Below are 17924 nucleotides of genomic sequence, written 5' to 3'. Positions count from 1 at the left end.
AAGGGACACGTAACGTGGCAGCTCCGCAGAATTACTTGGCCGTCATCAAAGTCGTCGGCATCGGCGGCGGTGGCGTGAACGCAGTCAACCGCATGATCGAGGTCGGCCTCCGAGGTGTTGAATTCATCGCCATCAATACCGACGCCCAGGCCCTGCTCATGAGCGACGCGGACGTGAAGCTCGACGTCGGACGCGAGCTGACCCGCGGGCTCGGTGCAGGCGCCAACCCGGAGGTAGGCAAGCAGGCCGCCGAGGACCACGCTGACGAGATCGAGGAAGTGCTCCGCGGCGCGGACATGGTCTTCGTCACGGCCGGCGAAGGCGGTGGTACCGGAACCGGCGGCGCTCCCGTCGTCGCCCGCATTGCCCGCTCGCTGGGTGCGCTGACCATCGGCGTGGTCACCCGTCCCTTCACGTTCGAGGGCCGCCGCCGCGCCGGTTCCGCGGAGGCCGGCATCGACGCCCTCCGGGACGAGGTGGACACCCTCATCGTGATCCCCAACGACCGGCTCCTGTCCATCAGCGACCGCAACGTGTCGGTCCTGGACGCCTTCCGCTCAGCAGACCAGGTGCTCCTCTCGGGTGTCCAGGGCATCACGGACCTCATCACCACCCCGGGCCTGATCAACCTCGACTTCGCCGACGTGAAGTCCGTCATGCAGGGTGCCGGCTCCGCGCTGATGGGCATCGGCTCTGCCCGGGGTGAAGACCGAGCCGTCAAGGCAGCCGAGCTGGCCATCGCGTCGCCGCTGCTGGAAGCGTCCATCGACGGCGCACATGGCGTCCTGCTGTCCATCCAGGGCGGCTCTGACCTTGGCCTGTTCGAGATCAACGAAGCCGCGCGCCTGGTCCAGGAAGTTGCCCACCCTGAGGCGAACATCATCTTCGGTGCCGTGATCGACGACGCCCTCGGCGACGAGGCCCGCGTAACGGTCATTGCTGCCGGCTTCGACGACGTCAAGGCCACCTCGCCGTCCATGGACCAGTCGCAGCCCCAGGTTGCTCCCCAGCGGCCCGCCGCTCCGGCAGCCGTCCCGGCGCCGTCGCAGGCACCCTCCGCCGGAAACCACCAGGTGCACGTCCAGCCGGTCCACGCAGGTGTAGGGGCAGCAGGCCTCAGCAACTGGGGACAGCAGCGCCCGTCTGCCGTCCCGGCCGATTCCGGCTTCGACGTTGACCTTCCTTCCGTCGTGGAACCGGACCTCACCGGCAGCCGCTCGGATGACCTGGATGTCCCCGACTTCCTGAAGTAGGCCGCGGCTTGTTCCATTGGCGGGCCGAGATCCTTCCGGGGATCTCGGCCGCTTTTACTGACAGCGGCGCGGGGAATCTCGCCCTGCACGTGGGCGACGACCCCGGCGCCGTGCAGCGGCGGCGCGAACAGCTCGAAGCCGCGGTGGGAATCGAAACCCGTAGCCTGCGGTTCATGCACCAGGTGCACGGCACCACGGTGGCCGTTATGGACCGGGGGAGCGGCACACCGGAAGCGGATGCGATGGTTTCGCGTTCCCAGCCCCTGGCCGTCATGGTGGCTGACTGCATCCCGCTCCTGCTGGCGGGAACCTCCGCTGACGGTCCCGTCCTGGCCGCCGTCCACGCCGGGAGGCCCGGCGTGGCCAACGGGGTTATCCCCTCCGCCGTGCACACCATGAAATCGCTCGGCGCGGTGGACATCCGCGCCTGGCTCGGTCCGTCCATTTGCGGCAGGTGCTACGAGGTGCCTCCTGTGTTGCGGGACGAGGTGGCCGTGGCGGTGCCCGCCACCTGGTCCGAGACCTCCTGGGGAACCCCGGCACTGGACCTTCCGGCAGGCGCGCGCAGCCAGCTGGAGGACGCCGGGGTTGGCGTTGAATACGCCGGACCCTGCACCTTGGAAACAGGTTCCCTCTACTCCTACCGCCGCGACTCCGGCACGGGCCGTTTCGCCGGCGTTGTCTGGTGCCATGACTGACCCCGCGTTGAACGACGGCGGTGCAGGCGCAGGGGATCCGCGCACCGCCGAACTGGCCGGGCGGCTCGAAGCAGTCCGGCGCCGGATCAGCGTGGCCGCGGCGGCGGCCGGCAGGGCGGACAGGCTGCCAACCCTGATCGTGGTCACGAAGTTCCATCCCGCGGAGGACATCCGGCGGCTCGCCGCCCTGGGAGTCACCGACGTCGGGGAAAACAGGGACCAGGAGGCTGCGGGGAAGGCGGAGATCCTGGCCGACTGCGCGCTTACCTGGCACTTCGTGGGCCAACTGCAGACGAAAAAAGCCAAATCGGTGGTCCGCTACGCTTCCGCCGTGCACTCGGTGGACCGGCCACAACTCGTGGAGGCCCTGGCGAAGGCGGCGCAGAACCAGCGCGCCGCGGCAGGACGCGCGCCCCTGGACTGCTTCATCCAGGTCAACCTTGATGACCATGCCGACGCCGGTGCGCAGCGGGGAGGTGCCGACCCTGGCGACGTGTTGCTCCTGGCGGACCGGATTGCCGCGGCCGAAGGCCTGCGGCTGGCCGGCGTGATGGCAGTGGCGCCCTTGGGCGCCCCACCGGAGACCGCCTTCGAAAAGCTGGCCGGAGTCTCGGCGCGGCTGGTGGCGCACCACCCAGGGGCTGCCGCCATATCCGCCGGCATGAGCCAGGACCTGGAAGCAGCCATTGCGTTCGGGGCGACACACCTGCGAATCGGGTCCGATATTCTCGGATCGCGTCCAGCCGTGGGGTAGCGTCGGAGCTATTGCAAGTGATGGGCGGGGGACTTCAATGCTGTCAAGTCATTGGGCGGCCCGCTTACGGGACACGATTAGGAGTCGACCATGGCCGGCGCTCTGCGCAAGACAATGATCTATCTTGGGCTCGCCGACGGCGATGAGCATTACGAGTCCGAGCAACAGACAACACGTAAGGATGAGGACGAAACTATGGAAGCTGACCGCGAGGAGCGCCGTGCACCTGCACCCGTCCGTGAGGTCAGCCGCGAAACGTCCTACACCCCCGAAGAGGAATACCGCGCCCCAGTGACCCCCATCAAACGTGCGGCCTCGAGCCGCGAAGAGACCAGCGGGCTTCGCCAGATCACCACCATCCACCCGCGCTCCTACAACGATGCCAAGCTCATCGGTGAGAGCTTCCGGGACGGCATTCCGGTGATCATGAACGTTACGGACATGGGCGAGGCTGACGCCAAGCGCCTGGTGGACTTCTCCGCAGGACTGGTCTTCGGACTCCGTGGAAGCATTGAGCGGGTGACCAACAAGGTTTTCCTGCTGTCGCCGTCGTACGTTGAAGTCATCGGTGACGACAAGAAAATCAGCGAAACGCAGGCCAGTTTCTTCAACCAAAGCTGAACCTCGTTCAGTATGCGGATGCCAGGCAGGGACACCTGTCTGGCATCTGTGTTGAAATAGACGGGACACATCGGCAGGAAGCCGCGGTACACAGATGAACATGGAGATATGAGTTAAGTCATGGGAATTGCTTTCGGACTTGTCTATCTCGCGCTGCTCCTGTTCTTCGTTGCCCTGATCATCCGCCTGGTCTTCGACTGGGTGCAGATGTTCGCCCGTGAATGGCGTCCGCGGGGCGCCGCACTGGTGGCCGCCCACGCGGTGTACTCCATCACCGATCCGCCACTGAAGGTACTGCGCCGGGTCATCCCGCCCCTGCGACTTGGCGGCATCTCCCTGGACCTGGGCTTCCTGGTTCTGTTCATCGCCGTCAGCATTGCGATGGGAATCACAAGGGGCCTGGCCTGATTTACCCCCAATAGACCTAGCAGCACAGGGTGGACCCGTCCGGGAACAGCTACTGTGAAGCGAAGAAACTCACGTTTGACACCCCAGTGTTGAATTAGAGTAACCAGACCAAATTTAGGTACCGTAGTTTTGACGGCCGGAAGGCCTACTGACTAACCAGACCAGTGAGGTGACCAGATGGCTTTGACGCCAGAAGACGTTGTCAACAAGCGCTTTCAGCCGACCAAGTTCCGCGAAGGGTACGACCAGGACGAAGTTGATGACTTCCTGGACGAGATCGTCGTTGAACTCCGCCGCCTGAACCAGGAGAACGACGAACTTCGCAAGAAGCTCGCCGAGGCCGGTTCCAGCGTTCCGGCCAGCTCGGCCGCCGCTCCCGTTGTGGAGAAGGTCCCCGCGCCCGTCAAGGCCGACAAGGATGAGGCACGCGAGAAGGCGGAAGCCGACGCCAAGGCTGCCGAAGCCAGCAAGAAGAAGGACGTCCAGCCGGCCGCTGCTGCAGCCCCTGCCGCCTCAACCCCCGCCGCCGTCGCAACACCTTCTGCCGAGTCCGCAGCAGGCCTCCTGGCCATGGCCCAGCAGATGCACGACCGCCACGTGGCCGACGGACAGGCCCAGAAGGACAAGATCATCGCCGAGGCGCAGATCGAAGCCAGCAGCCTGGTCAACGATGCACAGGAGAAGTCCCGCAAGATCCTGGGCGCCCTCGAGCAGCAGCGTTCGGTCCTGGAGCGCAAGGTAGAGCAGCTCCGCGGCTTCGAGCGCGACTACCGTTCACGCCTGAAGGCCTACATCGAAGGCCAGCTGCGCGACCTCGACGCCCGCGGTTCCGTGGCTACGCCGGAAGTCAGCGAAGCCAACTAGTCGGTCAAAGCACGTATTCTGAAAGCCGGTGGCTGAGGATTCCTCGGCCACCGGCTTTTGGCATTGACACCTGTTGTACGAATGAAAGCACCATGACTGACGAACTTGCTGCGGATCCCGCACGCCCTGTCCCACCCTCACCGCGACCGCGCCGGGCGGTGCTGTTCTCCGTCTTCGCCGGGTTCGCCCTCTTTGCCTACGTCCTGGACCAGCTCACCAAGCTCTGGGTCACCTCCAGCATGGTGGAGGGCGAACGGATCCCCGTGTTCCCGCCGCTCCTGCACTGGTACTTCATCCGCAACTCGGGCGCGGCCTTTTCCATCGGCGAGAACGTCACCTGGGTGTTTTCGATCATCATGGCCGCGGTGTCCGTGGCGATTCTCTTCCAGGTCCGCAAGCTGGGCTCGGTCTGGTGGTCCCTGGCGCTGGGCCTGCTTTTGGGAGGGGCGCTCGGCAACCTGACCGACCGGCTGTTCCGGGAACCGTCCTTCGGCATGGGCCACGTGGTGGACTTTATCCAGCTCCCCAACTTTGCCATCTTCAACATCGCGGACTCGGCGGTGGTGTCCGCCGTCGCCATCATCTGCATCCTGACGCTCCGCGGCATCACCCTCGATGGAAGCAGGCTTACCCCTGAACGCAAGGACAAGTCCGGCGATGCCTGAGCAGATCATCGTTGCCGACGAATACGGGGGAACCCGTGCCGACGCCGGGCTCGCGGCCCTCCTGGGCATCTCGCGGTCCCTTGCCGCGTCCCTCCTTGCGGAGGGCCATGTGGAGAGCAGGGGCAAACCGCTGGGCAAGTCGGCAAAGCTCGTGGCGGGCGATGTCCTCAAGGTCAGCATGCCGGAACGGCGTGACCCGCTGGAAGTCGTGGAGGAAGTTGTGGAAGGCCTGAAGATCCTGCTGGACGACGAGGATTTCGTCGTCGTAGACAAGCCCGTCGGCGTGGCCGCGCACCCCTCCCCGGGATGGGTGGGGCCCACAGTGGTGGGAGGGCTCGCAGGGGCCGGCTACCGCATCTCCACCTCCGGGTCGCCGGAGCGGGCAGGCATCGTGCACCGGCTCGACGTCGGGACATCCGGTGTGATGGTAGTGGCAAAGTCGGAGCGTGCCTACACGGCCCTGAAGAGGGCCTTCAAGGAGCGGACGGTGGACAAGGTCTACCACGCGGTGGTGCAGGGCCTGCCCGACCCCCTGGCGGGAACCATCGACGCGCCCATCGGCCGGCACCCGGGGCATGACTGGCGCTTCGCGGTGATTGAGGACGGACGCCCGTCCGTCACGCACTACGAAGTGATTGAAGCTTTCGGCAAAGCCAGCCTGGTGGAAGTCCACCTGGAAACGGGCCGCACCCACCAGATCCGCGTCCACTTTTCCGCGCTCCGGCATCCCTGTGCCGGAGATCTCACCTACGGCGCCGACCCGCGGCTGGCCGCCACCCTCGGCCTGACCCGGCAGTGGCTGCACGCCCGCGAACTGGGGTTCGACCACCCGGTGACAGGGGAACGCGTCCGGGTCGCCAGCGACTACCCGCAGGACCTGGCCTATGCCCTGGAAGTCCTCGGGTCCGGGCAGGCCTAGCGCTTTCGCCGCCTGTCCGGCGCATAGAATAGTGCGGTGACTTCCAGCAATGACTCGTTTGTCCATCTCCACAACCACACCGAGTATTCGATGCTGGACGGCGCCGCCAGGCTCGGTGAGCTGTTCGACGAGACCGAGCGGCTGGGGATGCCCGCACTCGCAACCACCGACCACGGCTATCTTTTCGGCGCCTTCGACTTCTGGAAGAAGGCCACTGACAAGGGGATCAAGCCGATCATCGGCGTCGAAGCCTATGTGACCCCGGGAACGGCCCGCGGCGACAAGAGCCGTGTGCGCTGGGGCGAGGAGCACCAGCGCAAGGACGATATCTCCGGCGGCGGGTCCTACACCCACATGACCCTGCTCAGCTACAACAATGCGGGCATGCGGAACCTGTTCCGGGCTTCCTCCATCGCCTCACTGGACGCCGTGTTCGGCAAATGGCCACGCCTGGACCGCGAACTGCTCAACACCTACTCCGAGGGATTGATTGCCACCACCGGCTGCCCCTCCGGGGAGATCCAGACCCGGCTCCGGCTGGGACAGTACCGTGAGGCGCTGGAAGCCGCCGCGGAGTTCAGGGACATCTTCGGGGCCGAGAACTACTTCTGCGAGCTTATGGACCACGGGCTGGACATCGAGCGGCGCGTCACCGGCGACCTGCTGCGGCTCGCCAAGGACCTGAACCTTCCCCTGGTGGCCACCAACGACCTCCACTACACCCACGAGCACGACGCCAAGGCCCACGAGGCCCTGTTGGCCATCCAGTCCGGGTCCACCCTCCTGGAGCCCACTTACGACAACGGCGGTTCACGCTTTGCCTTCTCCGGCAGCGGCTATTACCTGAAGTCCCCGCAGGAAATGCGGGAACTGTTCCGCGACCACCCGGACGCCTGCGACAACACACTCCTCATCGCCGAGCGCTGCGAGGTGTCCTTCAATACCGGTGCCAACTACATGCCGCGCTTCCCCTGCCCGCCGGGGGAGGACGAAACGTCCTGGCTGGTGAAAGAGGTTGCCACGGGGCTCGAGTACCGCTATCCGGGCGGCGTCCCCGACGACGTCCGCGCCCAGGCTGACTATGAACTGGGCGTCATTACCTCGATGGGTTTCCCCGGGTACTTCCTGGTGGTGGCGGACTTCATCAACTGGGCCAAGAACAACGGCATCCGGGTCGGCCCGGGCCGTGGTTCAGGCGCCGGTTCCATGGTGGCGTACGCCATGCGCATCACGGACCTCGACCCGCTGCGGCACGGCCTGATCTTTGAACGGTTCCTCAACCCGGACCGCGTTTCCATGCCCGACTTCGACGTCGACTTCGATGACCGGCGCCGGTCCGAGGTCATCGACTATGTGACCCGGAAGTACGGCGACGAACGCGTGGCCATGATCGTCACGTACGGCACCATCAAGACCAAGCAGGCGCTGAAGGACTCCTCCCGCGTGCTGGGCTACCCGTTCAGCATGGGTGAGCAGCTGACCAAGGCGCTCCCGCCGGCCGTGATGGCCAAGGACATTCCGCTGGCGGATATCCAGAACCCGGAAGCCAAGCGCTACGGTGAAGCGGGCGACTTCCGCCAGCTGATCAGCACCGACCCCGAGGCTGCGAAAGTCTTCGAGACGGCCCTGGGCATCGAGGGCCTGAAGAGGCAGTGGGGCGTCCACGCCGCCGGCGTCATCATGTCCTCGGACCCGATCATCGACGTCATCCCCATCATGCGCCGCATCCAGGACGGCCAGGTCATCACCCAGTTCGACTATCCCACGTGCGAGGGCCTGGGGCTGATCAAGATGGACTTCCTGGGCCTGCGGAACCTGACGATCATTTCCGACGCCCTGGAAAACATCAAGATGAACCGCGGCATCGACCTGGACCTCGAGTCGCTGGAACTGGATGACGCCCCGTCCTACGAGCTCCTGGCCCGAGGCGACACCCTGGGCGTGTTCCAGCTCGACGGCGGGCCCATGCGGTCCCTGCTCAAGCTGATGAAGCCGGACAACTTCGAAGACATTTCCGCCGTGCTTGCCCTGTACCGTCCCGGGCCCATGGGCGCCAACGCGCACACGGACTACGCGCTCCGCAAGAACGGTATCCAGGAAGTCATCCCGATCCACCCCGAACTGAAGGAACCGCTCGCGGAGATCCTCGGCGGAACCTACGGCCTGATTGTGTACCAGGAGCAGGTCATGGCGGTGGCGCAGAAACTGGCCGGTTACTCGCTGGGCCAGGCGGACATCCTCCGCCGCGCCATGGGCAAGAAAAAGAAATCGGAGCTGGACAAGCAGTTCGCCGGATTCTCCCAGGGCATGCAGGACAACGGCTACTCAATGGAGGCCGTCAAGACCCTGTGGGACATCCTGCTTCCCTTCTCCGACTACGCCTTCAACAAGGCACACTCCGCCGCGTATGGCGTGATCTCCTACTGGACTGCGTACCTCAAGGCCCACTATGCGCCGGAGTACATGGCCGCGCTGCTGACGTCGGTGGGGGATGACAAGGACAAGTCGGCGATCTACCTCAACGAGTGCCGCCGCATGGGCATCACGGTGCTGCCACCGGACGTCAACGAGTCCGCACTGAACTTCACCCCCGTGGGCAACGACATCCGCTTCGGCATGGGCGCCATCCGCAACGTGGGCGTAAACGTGGTGGAGGCCATGGTGGCCGCCCGCGAAAGCGAGGGCGCGTATACCTCCTTCAAGGATTACCTGATGAAGGTGCCGGCGGTGGTCTGCAACAAGCGGACCATCGAATCACTGATCAAGTCCGGCGCCTTCGATTCGCTGGGCCACCACCGCCGGGCCCTGGCCATGATCCATGAAGAGGCCATCGACTCCGTCATCACACTCAAACGGAACGAGGCGATCGGACAGTTCGATCTCTTCGCCGGGTTCGACGAAGCCGAATCCGAATCGTCCCTGAGTATCGAGATCCCCGACCTGCCGGAGTGGGAGAAGAAGGACAAGCTTTCCTTCGAACGGGACATGCTCGGGCTGTACGTCTCGGACCATCCGCTGCAGGGCCTGGAGGGACTGCTCAGCCAGCACGCGGAGATGAGCATCACCTCCGTCCTCGGCGAAGACGGGCCGCAGGACGGCGCCATCATCACCATTGCGGGCATGATCACCTCGCTGAGCCGGCGCATTGCCAAAGCCAGCGGCAACGCGTACGCCCGGGCCGAGGTGGAGGACCTTGGCGGTTCCATGGAAGTCATGTTCTTCGGCCAGGTCTACGGCCCCATCGCCTCTGTCCTTGCGGAGGACCTGATCGTGGTGGTCAAGGGGCGCCTCCAGAAACGCGACGACGGTGCCATCACCCTGAACTGCATGGAACTGTCCGTTCCGGACCTCAGCGAGGGGCTCAATGGCCCGCTGGTGATAACCATGCCCACCTACAAAGCCACCGAGGCTGTGGTCACCGAACTGGGCGACGTCCTCCGCACGCACCGCGGCAACTCCGAGGTGCGCCTGCACCTGCAGGGCGATACGCGGACGGAAGTCATGGGACTGCCGGTCCACCTCCGCGTGAACCCCAGCCCGTCACTGTTCGGCGACCTCAAGGTGCTGCTCGGCCCGGCCTGCCTGGACGCCTAAGCGGCCTCCTTGCGAAAGGAAGACAAGGGAAGGACGACGACGGAAGGCACGTCCCGTCGTCGTCCGCGGGTGGTGGGGGACCGCTAGATCTCGTAGTCCAGCGGGACGGGCTGGCCGTACGCGCCGCCGTGGTACAGCAGCGGTGAGCCGTCGCCGCCCACCTGGCCGTCCACCACCTGGACCACCACGACGGCATTGTTCTCGAAAGACAGCCGCATCTGCACTTCGCCGATCAGCCAGCCGGCCACGTCTTTCAGGATGGGCACCCCGTGCGGACCGGTTTCCCAGTGGTCGCCCTCAAAACGGTTGCCGGCGCCCGCGAACAGGTCGGCCAGCTGCATGTTTTCGAGGCCCAGCATGTGGACCCCCAGGTAGGTGGTATTGGCCACGGCCGGCCACGACCGGGAGCTGCGGGCCATGTTGAACGTGAAGCGCGGAGGCTGCGCGGAAAGCGAAGCCACGGAGGTGGCGGTGAAGCCGTAGGGCTGGTCCTGGTAGTTCACCGTGATGATGGCGACGCCGGCAGCGTGGCGCCGGAACATCTCCCTGAACGTCCGCTCGAACGGAACGTCATTAGTTGTCACGGAAACTCCTGGTGGCTGGAAAGTCGGGTACGTGTGCTCTCCTTCAAGGGTATGGCTCTGCCGTGCCGGCGGTGAATTCCCGGAAGGCCCGGGTCCGGCGATGAACGCCGCGGATTTGTTAAGGTTTGTTGCATGACAAAAGCCACCCGCCGCACTCGCCCGCGGCTGCCCTGGGCGATGCTGGTGATTCCGGCTGCCGCAGGTGTCCCGCTGGGCATCCTTTGGTGGATCCTGGCGCCCGGGGGCCTGAACCTGATCACCAGGGACCCGGCCTTGGGCAGCGGAACCAATCCGGAGGTCTGGCTGCCGCGTGACCTGACGCTGGCAGGACTGCTGGTTCTTGCCGGATGCCTGCTGGCCGTTGTCCTGGCGGACAAGAAACGGGCGGATCCGCAGGCGGACCTTGTGGCGGGCCTGGCGGGAGCCTTGTGCGGGGCAGCCCTGGCCTGGCAGGCAGGGCTGCTGGCCGCGCAGCTGTGGGCGCCTGCAGTTGATGCCTCAGTCAACGCCAGCATCGCCTTTTCGCTGCGCGCCTGGCCGGTGCTGCTCCTGTGGCCCGCAGCCACGGCCGTCTCGGTTTTCGTGCTGGAGCTTCTCGACCTCATGAGCCGGAAGCCGCCGGCGGACCACGGGAGTCGCCGGACGCTGTGGCAGGGCCAGTAAAATAGGCCAGTGACCATTTCTTCGGAGAACTCCGCCAGCCCAGCCGCCACCGCCACCGTGGACTTCCGCACCGTTGACCTGCGCGGCCAAAGCCTTACCCTCGCCGGGCTCCGGGCCGCAGTGCCGCGGGCCCAGGGCCAGACGGTGGCCGATGCCGAGGAGAAGGTCCAGGACATCATTTCGTCTGTCCGGCAGGGAGGTTTCGCGGCGCTGGGTGAACTCGCCCGGCGTTTTGACGGCGTGGCGCAGCACCACCCACTGGTTCCCCGGAAGGCCCTGGCGTCCGCGCTGGAGGAGCTGGACCCGTCCGTCCGCGGCGCGCTGGAGGAATCCATCAGCCGGGCCCGCCGGTTCGCTGACGGCCAGCGTCCGCGCAATATCGAGGTGCAGCTCGGCGACGGCGCAGTGGTGGCGCAGAACTGGGTGCCGGTGGCGCGGGTGGGGCTGTATGTTCCGGGCGGCCTCGCCGTCTACCCCTCCTCCGTGATCATGAACGTCGTCCCGGCCCTCGCAGCAGGTGTCCGGTCCATCGCCCTGGCGTCCCCTCCGCAAAAGGAGTTCGGCGGGCTGCCCCACCCCACCATCCTTGCCGCTGCCGCGCTGCTGGGGATCACCGAGGTCTATGCCATCGGCGGCGCCCAGGCCATCGCCGCGTTCGCCTACGGTATCCCGGCAACGGAGGCCGGCCCGGCCCTGGAGCCGGTGGACGTTGTGACCGGACCGGGCAACATCTTTGTAGCCACCGCCAAGCGTCTGGTCAAGGGCGTGGTGGGGATCGACTCGGAGGCGGGCACCACGGAAATCGCGATCCTCGCGGATTCCACGGCCCAGCCCCGTCTGGTGGCGGCCGACCTCATCAGCCAGGCCGAGCACGATCCCAAGGCAGCATCCGTGCTGATCACGGATTCCGGGGACCTCGCCGCCGCTGTCCGTGCCGAGCTCGACCGGCAGGCTGCGGCCACCAGGCACTCCGCGCGCGTCCGCGAGGCGCTGTCCGGCCCGCAGTCCGGGGTAGTCCTGGTGGACAACCTTGAACAGGGCATTGCAGCGTGCGACGCCTATGCGGCAGAACACCTGGAGATCATGACGCAGGATGCCGCGGGCGTCGCCGCCAGGATCCGGAACGCCGGTGCGATCTTTGTGGGCGACTACAGCCCGGTCAGCCTGGGGGACTACTGTGCCGGCTCCAACCACGTCCTGCCCACCAGCGGCACGGCTGCCTTTTCGTCCGGCCTGAACGTCACCACGTTCCTGCGGGCCATCCAGGTAGTGAACTATTCCCGTGACGCGCTGGCGGAAGTCAGCGGCCACATTGTCAGCCTTTCCGGAGCCGAAGACCTTCCCGCGCACGGGGATGCGGTGACCGCCAGGTTCTCCTGACATCTGCCGCAATGCCGACATGTAGTGGTGGCAACCACAACATGTAGTACTTACACGCTTGTTATTAGCCGGAGCGGAGACGTAAACTGGGATAGGGCGCACTTGCGCTTGCAATTTTCCGCTGGCACAGGTCCTGGGAGAGGGAGGCACGATGTACTGTCCGTTTTGCCGCAACCCCGATTCCCGGGTGGTGGACAGCCGGATGGCGGATGACGGCTCGGCCATCAGGCGCCGCCGCCAGTGCCCGGAGTGCGGCCGCAGGTTTACCACCGTCGAAACCACCAGCCTTTCCGTGATCAAGCGCTCCGGCGTGGGCGAGCCCTTCAGCCGCAGCAAGGTGATCAACGGGGTACGCAAAGCCTGCCAGGGGCGTCCCGTCAGCGAGGACGACCTCGCACTGCTGGCGCAGGAAGTCGAGGAACAGATCCGTTCCTCCGGCGCCGCCGAAATCGACGCCCACGAGGTGGGCCTGGTGATCCTCGGGCCCCTGCAGAAGCTGGACAAGGTTGCGTACCTTCGCTTCGCGAGCGTGTACCAGGCATTCGAATCCCTTGAGGATTTCGAGACTGCCATTGCCCTGCTCCGCCAGGAAGAACAGGACGCCCGGGGCGTTGCCGCTAAGGGCGCCAAGAGCTCCGAGAAGAGCCCCCTGTAAACTCCGGTGGCGGCAGCGGAGGGGAAGCCGAAGCCGCCACCGGCACTCTGTTCCGGAGGATCGCCGGACGGAAGAATGTATCGCCTGCGGCGGAACTCCCGAGCTGGTGGAATGCCTCCAGCCACACTCCAGCGGAACTCCCGTGCCGCCGTCGCCTGTTGGATCGTTGCGACGACGGCACGGCACCCGCGCTACTTGGCGAGCTTGTGCTTCAATGCAATTTCGATCGCGGCTCCCACGATGCCTGCCTCGTTGCGGAGGACCGCCGGGACGATCGGCGTGCGCAGCCGCAGGTTGGGCAGGTACTCGTCAGCGCGCTTGGAAATGCCGCCGCCAACAATAAACAGTTCGGGCGAGAACAGGAACTCGACGTGGGAGAAGTAGCGCTGCAGCAGCACGCTGTACTCGTCCCAGGACAGGCCGTCGCGTTCGCGGGCCACTGCGGAAGCCTTGGTCTCGGCGTCGTGGCCGTCGATCTCGAGGTGGCCAAGTTCAGCATTGGGGACGAGCTTGCCGTCGAAGATAAAGGCGGAGCCGATTCCCGTGCCGAGCGTGATGACCAGGACAGTGCCCTTGACACCGGCACCGGCGCCGTAGCGCGCCTCGGCCAGGCCCGCGGCATCGGCGTCGTTGATGACCTCAACGGGCCGGCCAAGGCGGGCAGTCAGGAGCGCATCGATGTCCGTGTTGAGCCAGCTCTTGTCCACGTTGGCGGCGGAGTGGACCACGCCGTGCTGGATGATGCCGGGAAAGGTCACCCCGACGGGGGAGCCTGCAGCAGGCGCCTCGGGCCGGGCGGACAGCTCGGAAACCACCAGCGCCACGGCTTCGGCAACTGATTCAGGCGTGGCGGGCTGCGGGGTGGGGACGCGGAACCGTTCCCCCAGCAGTTTGCCCTTCTTCAGGTCGACTATGCCGCCCTTGATTCCGGTACCTCCGATGTCGATGCCGATCAGCGGGGCGTTCTTGTGCGACTTCTCGTCCTTCTTGGCCAATGGGTTTCCGTTCGTGGCAGGGGCGGTCAGGGTTGCGGGGGCCGGTGGCCGGCCGGGAATTGATGTCCGGTCAGGAACCGGGAAGGGGTGGGCCATGGTGTGTGCGTCGTGGTGGTGCCCGGTTGGGCAGGGCTAGGGCAGCGTGAGGATTTCCGCGCCGGAGTCCGTCACCAGCAGCGTGTGCTCGAACTGGGCAGTGCGCTTCCGGTCCTTGGTGACAACGGTCCAGTCATCGGCCCACATGTCCCATTCCACGGTGCCGAGGGTGAGCATCGGTTCAATGGTGAAGACCATGCCGGCCTCGATCACAGTGTTGTAGGCAGGTGCCGCGTCGTAGTGCGGAATGATGAGCCCGGTATGGAACGCTTCGCCCACGCCGTGCCCGGTGAAATCACGGACAACACCATAGCCGAAGCGCTTGGCATAGGACTGGATGGCCCTGCCGATGACATTGATTTCCCGTCCGGGGGCCACAGCCTTGATGGCACGGTTCAGGGACTCCCGGGTGCGTTCCACCAGCAGCCGGGATTCCTCGTCCACGTCGCCCACGAGGAAGGTGTAGTTGGTGTCCCCGTGGACTCCGTTGATGAAGGCGGTGATGTCGATGTTGAGGATGTCCCCGTCCCGGACCACGGTGCTGTCCGGGATGCCATGGCAAATGACCTCGTTCAGGGAGGAGCACAGCGACTTGGGGAAGCCCCGGTAGCCGAGGGTGGACGGGTAGGCGTGGTGGTCAAGGAGGAACTCGTGGCCCACTTTATCCAGCTGGTCGGTGGTGACGCCGGGCTGGATATGCTTGCCCACCTCCACGATGGCCTGTGCTGCGATCTTTCCCGCGATCCGGATCTTCTCGATTGTTTCCGGGGACTTGACCTCCGAACCGGTGAATTTCGCCGGTGCGGGCCTGCCGACGTACTCCGGCCGGGGGATGGACGCCGGGACGGGACGCTGCGGACCTATGGTTCCCGGGGTGAGGGTGCCGATGGGTGCAGTCGAGGCAAGGGAAGGCATAGATTGATCATATAAGGCAGTGCAGAACGCCTAACAACCGGAAGCCGCGCAGGGCCTGCGTAAGAATTTAAGTTACGCGGGTCACGCCGCAGCTTTCCCGCCGCCGGAACGAGGAGCAACGATGACTGAGTACTGGTACAACGTCAATACGCATGAGATCGAAGAGGACCGGCTGTCCGACTGGAGCCAGCTGATCGGACCGTACAAAACGCGGGAGGAAGCCGAGCACGCGCTGGAAAAGGTGCGCGCCCGCAATGAGGCTTGGGAAAAGGACGACGACGACTGACAGTCGGCCGGGCAGGCTGGCCGGGTGCCGGCCGCCTGTTCCGTCGGCGCTTTTTAGAACGAGTGTTCCGGCCCGGGGAACTGTCCTGACCTGACGTCCTCGCCATACTGCGTGGCCGCGTCCATAAGTGTGCTGCGCAGGTCTGCGTACTGCTTGACGAACTTGGCCATCCGCCCGCCGCGCAGCCCGGCCATGTCCTGCCAGACAAGCACCTGTCCGGTTGTTTCCTTGCCCGCGCCGATGCCCACCGTGGGGACGGGAACAGCCGCGTCCACGGCGGCTGCCGTCCCGGCTGGGACCATCTCCATCAGCACGCAGAATGCCCCCGCCTCAGCGAGGGCGACCGCGTCATCGACAAGGCGCTGCGCATCGTCGCCGCGGCCCTGCACGCGGTAACCGCCGAGGGCATGCTCGCTCTGCGGGGTGAAACCGATGTGTGCCATGACCGGAATGCCGGCCTGGACCATGGCCTTCACCGTGGGCGCATAGTAGGCGCCGCCCTCGATCTTGACCGCGTGCGCCAGGCCTTCCTTGAGGAATCGGACGCCGGCGCCGACTGCCTGTTCCGCGGACACCTCATAGCTGCCGAACGGCAGGTCGGCCACGATGAGCGCGCGCTTGGCGCTGCGTGCTACGGCGCGGCAGAGGGGCAGCAGTTCGTCCACAGTGACCGGAAGGCTGGTCTCGTTGCCGAACACGTTATTCGAGGCCGAGTCGCCGACCAGGAGAACTTCTATTCCGGCGGCATCAAATATTTCAGCCGTGTACTGCTCGTAGGCAGTCAGCATGGCGAACTTGGTACCGTCCCTCTTGGCCTGCTGCAGGTGGTGGATGCGCACCTTGGCCGGCTTCTGCTGTGCCGCAGCCGCAGGCGCAGCTGCCTGGCCCGGCCCGCTGCCGTAGGGGGCGGGGACGTCGGCGGACATGCTGGAATCGGAGCTGTTGCTTGAGGACATGGCATGAGCGTAGTGGGGGAGCCGCTGTCCTAGCTACCGCGGGCCGGAGGCTCACCTGGTGATAAGGGTCATACGGGCTGGCCTGCGGCGGGTCCCGACGGTGCGCACAGCCGGGTTGCGCGGCTTAAATCCGGAGGCCGGGCGTTAACGCTGTGTTACGCGCGGCGCAGGCTTCAGCATCGGCGCCGAATGCTTAGTACAGTGTTGGTGAACTGCTGCCGGCTTCCCTTTACTGCGGGCCCGGAGCATGGACGTTGACCGGAGAAGAGGCCATCATGGACCGCCAGCAAGAGTTTGTCCTGCGCACAATCGAAGAGCGCGACGTACGTTTCGTGCGGCTGTGGTTCACCGACGTCGTGGGTTCGCTCAAGTCCGTGGCACTTGCCCCCGCCGAGGTTGAGGGTGCGTTCGAGGAAGGACTGGGCTTCGACGGCTCCGCCATTGAAGGCCTGGCCCGGGTGTTCGAGTCAGACATGCTGGCCCAGCCCGATCCTTCCACCTTCCAGATCCTGCCGTGGCGCGGGGAGACGGAACAGACCTCGCGCATGTTCTGCGACATCCTCACCCCGGACGGCGAACCGTCCGCCGCGGATCCCCGCAACGTCCTGAAGCGGACCCTCGCCAAGGCCGCCGACATGGGCTTCACCTGCTACACCCACCCCGAAATCGAGTTCTACCTTCTCAAGTCCCAGGAACCCGGCCCGGACGGCGCCCCCGTGCCCGTGGACGAGGGCGGCTATTTTGACCATGTTCCCGGCGGCGTGGCCCAGGACTTCCGCCGGACAGCTGTCACCATGCTCGAATCCGTGGGTATCTCCGTGGAATTCAGCCACCACGAGGCTGGTCCCGGCCAGAACGAAATAGACCTGCGCTACGCGGACGCCCTGCAGACCGCGGACAACATCATGACTTTCCGCACCGTCATCAAGGAAGTGGCGCTGCAGCAGGGCACCTACGCCACCTTCATGCCCAAACCGTTCACCGCCCACCCGGGCTCCGGCATGCACACGCACTTCTCGCTGTTCGAAGGCGACACCAACGCGTTCTACGAGGCCGGCGCCGAATTCCAGCTCTCAAAGACCGCCCGCCAGTTCATCGCCGGCATCCTCAAGCACGCGCCCGAGTTCACCGCAGTGACCAACCAGTTCGTGAACTCCTACAAGCGGCTCTGGGGTGGCGGAGAGGCTCCGAGCTACCTGAGCTGGGGCCACAACAACCGCTCAGCCTTGGTGCGGGTCCCGCTGTACAAGCCGGGCAAGGGCCAGTCCGCACGGATCGAGTACCGTGGCATCGATTCCGCGGCCAACCCCTACCTGGCCTACGCGGTACTGCTGGGGGCCGGCCTGAAGGGCATCGAGGAAGGCTACGACCTTCCGGCCGCCGCCGAGGACGACGTGTGGTCGCTGAGCTCGGCCGAACGCCGGGCCATGGGCCACGATCCCCTCCCCGCCAGCCTCCATGACGCCATCCGGACGATGGAAGACTCGGAGCTCATGCCCCAGATCCTGGGCGAACAGGTGTTTGAGCACTTCCTGCGCAACAAGCGCGCCGAGTGGCAGGACTACCGCCTGCAGGTGACGCCCTACGAGCTGCAGCGCAACCTCGGCATCCTCTAGGC

General features: G+C 65.6%; 18 protein-coding genes. 14 read left to right on the top strand and 4 right to left on the bottom strand.

Translation table 11 applies throughout. The features are described from left to right. Positions 1-14: 14 nt before the first annotated feature. The 9 genes from ftsZ to dnaE all read left to right on the top strand — a co-directional run bounded on the left by ftsZ (position 15) and on the right by dnaE (position 9776). Positions 15-1253, top strand: a complete 1239-nt coding sequence (ftsZ, locus tag IEX33_RS17720) for a cell division protein FtsZ (RefSeq protein ID WP_188732238.1) — start codon at positions 15-17, stop codon at positions 1251-1253. Positions 1254-1261: 8 nt separating this feature from the next. Then, on the top strand, positions 1262-1951 hold the full coding sequence (locus IEX33_RS17715; protein WP_188732237.1) for a polyphenol oxidase family protein: 690 nt from the start codon (positions 1262-1264) through the stop codon (positions 1949-1951). Then, complete coding sequence (locus IEX33_RS17710) at positions 1944-2705, top strand: YggS family pyridoxal phosphate-dependent enzyme (RefSeq protein WP_188732236.1); 762 nt, start codon at positions 1944-1946, stop codon at positions 2703-2705. Before IEX33_RS17715 ends, IEX33_RS17710 begins: the two co-directional genes overlap by 8 nt. A gap of 90 nt (positions 2706-2795) precedes the next feature. Next, positions 2796-3326, top strand: coding sequence for a cell division protein SepF (locus tag IEX33_RS17705; RefSeq protein ID WP_104188679.1), 531 nt, complete (start codon positions 2796-2798; stop codon positions 3324-3326). Between the two features lie 120 nt (positions 3327-3446). After that, positions 3447-3734: a YggT family protein gene (locus IEX33_RS17700; protein WP_104188677.1), complete on the top strand. Its 288-nt coding sequence runs from the start codon at positions 3447-3449 to the stop codon at positions 3732-3734. A 177-nt stretch (positions 3735-3911) separates the two neighbouring features. Next, on the top strand, positions 3912-4598 hold the full coding sequence (locus IEX33_RS17695; protein WP_104188675.1) for a DivIVA domain-containing protein: 687 nt from the start codon (positions 3912-3914) through the stop codon (positions 4596-4598). Positions 4599-4690: 92 nt separating this feature from the next. After that, complete coding sequence (lspA, locus tag IEX33_RS17690; protein ID WP_104188673.1) at positions 4691-5263, top strand: signal peptidase II; 573 nt, start codon at positions 4691-4693, stop codon at positions 5261-5263. Then, complete coding sequence (locus IEX33_RS17685; RefSeq protein ID WP_188732235.1) at positions 5256-6182, top strand: RluA family pseudouridine synthase; 927 nt, start codon at positions 5256-5258, stop codon at positions 6180-6182. Before lspA ends, IEX33_RS17685 begins: the two co-directional genes overlap by 8 nt. A gap of 36 nt (positions 6183-6218) precedes the next feature. Then, complete coding sequence (gene dnaE, locus IEX33_RS17680; RefSeq protein WP_104188671.1) at positions 6219-9776, top strand: DNA polymerase III subunit alpha; 3558 nt, start codon at positions 6219-6221, stop codon at positions 9774-9776. Between the two features lie 83 nt (positions 9777-9859). Here dnaE and IEX33_RS17675 read toward each other — a convergent pair whose 3' ends face one another. After that, a complete protein-coding gene (locus IEX33_RS17675; protein ID WP_188732234.1) occupies positions 9860-10360 on the bottom strand; it encodes a flavin reductase family protein in 501 nt (166 codons plus the stop codon). 132 nt (positions 10361-10492) lie between these two features. Between IEX33_RS17675 and IEX33_RS17670 the strand changes: the two genes are divergently transcribed. The 3 genes from IEX33_RS17670 (at position 10493) to nrdR (ending at position 13058) form a co-directional block, all read left to right on the top strand. After that, entirely contained in the window at positions 10493-11023 is a 531-nt protein-coding gene (locus IEX33_RS17670) for a hypothetical protein (RefSeq protein WP_188732233.1), read from the top strand. Between the two features lie 9 nt (positions 11024-11032). Then, a complete protein-coding gene (gene hisD / locus IEX33_RS17665; protein WP_188732232.1) occupies positions 11033-12403 on the top strand; it encodes a histidinol dehydrogenase in 1371 nt (456 codons plus the stop codon). A 151-nt stretch (positions 12404-12554) separates the two neighbouring features. Next, a complete protein-coding gene (gene nrdR / locus IEX33_RS17660) occupies positions 12555-13058 on the top strand; it encodes a transcriptional regulator NrdR (RefSeq protein WP_104188663.1) in 504 nt (167 codons plus the stop codon). Positions 13059-13249: 191 nt separating this feature from the next. Here nrdR and ppgK read toward each other — a convergent pair whose 3' ends face one another. After that, positions 13250-14053 (bottom strand): polyphosphate--glucose phosphotransferase, encoded by an 804-nt coding sequence (gene ppgK, locus IEX33_RS17655; protein ID WP_104188661.1) that lies wholly within the window; start codon positions 14051-14053, stop codon positions 13250-13252. Between the two features lie 132 nt (positions 14054-14185). After that, positions 14186-15064, bottom strand: coding sequence for a type I methionyl aminopeptidase (gene map / locus IEX33_RS17650; protein WP_188732231.1), 879 nt, complete (start codon positions 15062-15064; stop codon positions 14186-14188). Between the two features lie 121 nt (positions 15065-15185). Here map and IEX33_RS17645 point away from each other — a divergent pair, with 121 nt between their 5' ends. Further along, positions 15186-15350 carry an SPOR domain-containing protein gene (locus tag IEX33_RS17645; RefSeq protein WP_188732230.1) on the top strand — a complete coding sequence of 55 codons (165 nt, stop codon included), beginning with the start codon at positions 15186-15188 and terminating at the stop codon, positions 15348-15350. 53 nt (positions 15351-15403) lie between these two features. Here the strand turns inward: IEX33_RS17645 and panB are convergent, their stop codons facing one another. Then, the gene (gene panB, locus IEX33_RS17640) at positions 15404-16306 is read right to left on the bottom strand and encodes a 3-methyl-2-oxobutanoate hydroxymethyltransferase (RefSeq protein WP_188732229.1); all 903 of its coding nucleotides are present in this window, start codon (positions 16304-16306) and stop codon (positions 15404-15406) included. 275 nt (positions 16307-16581) lie between these two features. On the opposite strand from panB, the gene glnA reads away from it, so the two are divergent. Continuing rightward, complete coding sequence (gene glnA, locus IEX33_RS17635; RefSeq protein ID WP_066280551.1) at positions 16582-17922, top strand: type I glutamate--ammonia ligase; 1341 nt, start codon at positions 16582-16584, stop codon at positions 17920-17922. The last annotated feature ends 2 nt before the right edge of the window (positions 17923-17924 follow it).

The organism is Pseudarthrobacter scleromae, from assembly GCF_014644515.1.
GTDB classification, from domain to species: domain Bacteria; phylum Actinomycetota; class Actinomycetes; order Actinomycetales; family Micrococcaceae; genus Arthrobacter; species Arthrobacter scleromae.
This window is presented reverse-complemented; position numbering and strand designations above follow the sequence as displayed.

Coding starts and splice junctions, on each gene's coding strand:
- IEX33_RS17710 (WP_188732236.1), top strand. CDS start 1,944: ATGACTGACCCCGCGTTGAACGACGGCGGTGCAGGCGCAGGGGATCCG.
- IEX33_RS17705 (WP_104188679.1), top strand. CDS start 2,796: ATGGCCGGCGCTCTGCGCAAGACAATGATCTATCTTGGGCTCGCCGAC.
- IEX33_RS17700 (WP_104188677.1), top strand. CDS start 3,447: ATGGGAATTGCTTTCGGACTTGTCTATCTCGCGCTGCTCCTGTTCTTC.
- IEX33_RS17695 (WP_104188675.1), top strand. CDS start 3,912: ATGGCTTTGACGCCAGAAGACGTTGTCAACAAGCGCTTTCAGCCGACC.
- lspA (WP_104188673.1), top strand. CDS start 4,691: ATGACTGACGAACTTGCTGCGGATCCCGCACGCCCTGTCCCACCCTCA.
- IEX33_RS17685 (WP_188732235.1), top strand. CDS start 5,256: ATGCCTGAGCAGATCATCGTTGCCGACGAATACGGGGGAACCCGTGCC.
- IEX33_RS17670 (WP_188732233.1), top strand. CDS start 10,493: ATGACAAAAGCCACCCGCCGCACTCGCCCGCGGCTGCCCTGGGCGATG.
- nrdR (WP_104188663.1), top strand. CDS start 12,555: ATGTACTGTCCGTTTTGCCGCAACCCCGATTCCCGGGTGGTGGACAGC.
- map (WP_188732231.1), bottom strand. CDS start 15,064: ATGCCTTCCCTTGCCTCGACTGCACCCATCGGCACCCTCACCCCGGGA.
- IEX33_RS17645 (WP_188732230.1), top strand. CDS start 15,186: ATGACTGAGTACTGGTACAACGTCAATACGCATGAGATCGAAGAGGAC.
- panB (WP_188732229.1), bottom strand. CDS start 16,306: ATGTCCTCAAGCAACAGCTCCGATTCCAGCATGTCCGCCGACGTCCCC.
- glnA (WP_066280551.1), top strand. CDS start 16,582: ATGGACCGCCAGCAAGAGTTTGTCCTGCGCACAATCGAAGAGCGCGAC.